Source organism: Rhodococcus sp. 06-462-5 (assembly GCF_002258315.1).
Classification (GTDB): Bacteria; Actinomycetota; Actinomycetes; order Mycobacteriales; family Mycobacteriaceae; genus Rhodococcoides.
The window spans coordinates 1-737 of the sequence record NZ_NOYD01000009.1 but is presented as its reverse complement, the minus strand read 5'-3'; the positions used below and the strand labels follow the sequence as shown (position 1 = coordinate 737).

Annotated in this window: 1 protein-coding gene; it reads right to left on the bottom strand. The window is 67.8% G+C overall.

Features of this window, described 5'->3' with window-relative positions; genetic code table 11:
• A partial coding sequence (locus CH251_RS05215) for a biotin carboxylase N-terminal domain-containing protein (RefSeq protein WP_143537932.1) occupies positions 1-737 on the bottom strand: 737 nt, incomplete at both ends.

The following is a 737-nucleotide window of genomic DNA, read 5'->3' as shown; positions in this document are numbered from 1 at the left end:
TGGGCGTCGGTGAGGAACGGGGCGGGTGCTTCCTCGACGAGTTTCTGGAAGCGGCGTTGCAGGGAGCAGTCGCGGGTGCCTGCGACGACGACGTTGCCGTGCTGGTCGGCGATGACCTGCGCTTCGACGTGGCGGGGCTTGTCGAGGTAACGCTCGACGAAGCATTCCCCCCGCCCGAACGCAGCGACCGCTTCGCGGGTGGCCGAATCGAACAGTTCGGGGATTTCCTCGCGGGTACGGGCCACTTTCATGCCGCGTCCGCCGCCACCGAATGCGGCTTTGATCGCGATCGGCAGGCCGTGTTCGTCGGCGAAGGCGAGGATCTCGTCGGCGTTCTTGACCGGTTCGGAGGTGCCCGGGACCGACGGGGCTTTGGCGCGGGCGGCGATGTGGCGGGCGGTGACCTTGTCACCGAGGTCGCGGATCGACTGCGGGGACGGCCCGATCCAGATCAGCCCGGCATCGATCACGGCTTGGGCGAAGTCGGCGTTCTCGGAAAGGAATCCGTAACCGGGGTGGATGGCGTCGGCACCGGACTTGGCGGCGGCGTCGAGGATCTTGTCGATCACCAGATACGACTCCGCCGAGGTCTGACCACCGAGCGCGAACGCTTCGTCGGCGAGACGGACGAACGGGGCATCGGCATCGGGCTCGGCGTACACAGCGACACTGGCCAACCCGGCATCGGCGGCCGCCCGGATCACCCGCACCGCGATCTCACCACGATTGGCGACAAG